At 64.6% G+C, this 1,222-nt stretch carries 2 protein-coding genes; one reads left to right on the forward strand and one right to left on the reverse strand.

The window, feature by feature from the left end:
• The first annotated feature begins 33 nt into the window (after positions 1-33).
• Positions 34-423, forward strand: a complete 390-nt coding sequence (locus tag DCI01S_RS16450) for a heavy metal-responsive transcriptional regulator (protein ID WP_061230207.1) — start codon at positions 34-36, stop codon at positions 421-423.
• A gap of 97 nt (positions 424-520) precedes the next feature.
• Here the strand turns inward: DCI01S_RS16450 and DCI01S_RS17055 are convergent, their stop codons facing one another.
• Positions 521-895, reverse strand: coding sequence for a CueP family metal-binding protein (locus DCI01S_RS17055; RefSeq protein ID WP_082767904.1), 375 nt, complete (start codon positions 893-895; stop codon positions 521-523).
• Positions 896-1,222: the final 327 nt, after the last annotated feature.

Raw genomic sequence — 1,222 nt, forward strand, 5'->3', positions numbered from 1 at the left:
AAACCGGGCGGTCTCGAAGGAACGGTAATTTCAATGAGGATCGGCGAACTGGCGGCCGCGGCGGGCACCACTCCGAAAACCCTTCGCTACTACGAATCCGTGGGCCTTCTCCCGCCCCCACAACGAACCCTCAACGGCTACCGGGACTATCCCGAGCACGCGATCTCCCGGATCGATTTCATCCGGCGGGGCCAGAGCGCGGGACTATCGCTTGCCCGCATCGGTGAGATCCTCCGGATTCGCGATGACGGACAGGCACCTTGCGCTCACGTCGACACGCTCCTGGTGACTCGACTGGACGAGATCGACCAGCAGATAGCCGACCTCTTGCAGCTGCGTCAGACAGTCACCCAGCTCCAGACCGCCAGCCGCACAGTGGACCCTGCGACCTGCCAAGCCGAAACGATCTGCCGCTACCTCTGACTGGCGGAGCTGTGGCCCATTCGGGACGCACCTGGCTTCCCTGCCGGCCGGTGGCCACGACCCGGCAGGGGGGTGTTGATGCGGGCAGTGGGGGTTGTCAGGTGAGTCTCATGGTGGTCAGGCAGGTGAGGTCCAGGTCCCCGGTGGCGATCGGAACAGTGGCCGATTTGTCGTCGCAATCAATGGTGAGCGTGGCAGTGATGTCTCGCCGTAGCCAGAATCCGAGGAAGCCGTTGTCATAGGTGGTGCGTGGTTCGTCGATGAGGGTGTCTCCGGTGGCGGTATCGGTGACGGTGACCTGCACCTGGTGCGGATGGGCGGGGCCGGGCAGGTGCGGCAGTATCTCTGGGGCCGCCCACCAGGCATATAGCCCGGATGCCGCGGGTAGCGTGGTCAGGTCTCCGAGCGGGTGGGTGGTGGAACTCAGAGCCGCGATCGTGGCCGCCGGGCCGAGAGGGTCAGGGGCGGTCATGCCAGTAAGCCTGATAATCCGTCGGTGGCGTCGAGGTAGCCGACATCGCGCAAGGCCGCCTCGAGAATCCGGACATGTGGAAGGCGCAGTTCAGCAGCCATGCCGTTGAGGGTCGTTCGGGCCGGCAGGCCGCGCAGGCCGTGGGTGCGCCACAGGTGCAAATTCTGGCGAGTGATCCCGATTCGACGGGCCAGCTCGGCCTCACTGACGCCGTAGGCGCGCTATTGGGCGTCGATGAGCTCGACCAGGTGAGGAGTCTCCATAGCTCCGAGTGTCCAGGTGCGCCACAGGTATCGTCAAGGGATAGTTAACGCTTGCGACAAGTTC

This window comes from Dietzia cinnamea NBRC 102147 (assembly GCF_001571065.1).
GTDB lineage: Bacteria > Actinomycetota > Actinomycetes > Mycobacteriales > Mycobacteriaceae > Dietzia > Dietzia cinnamea.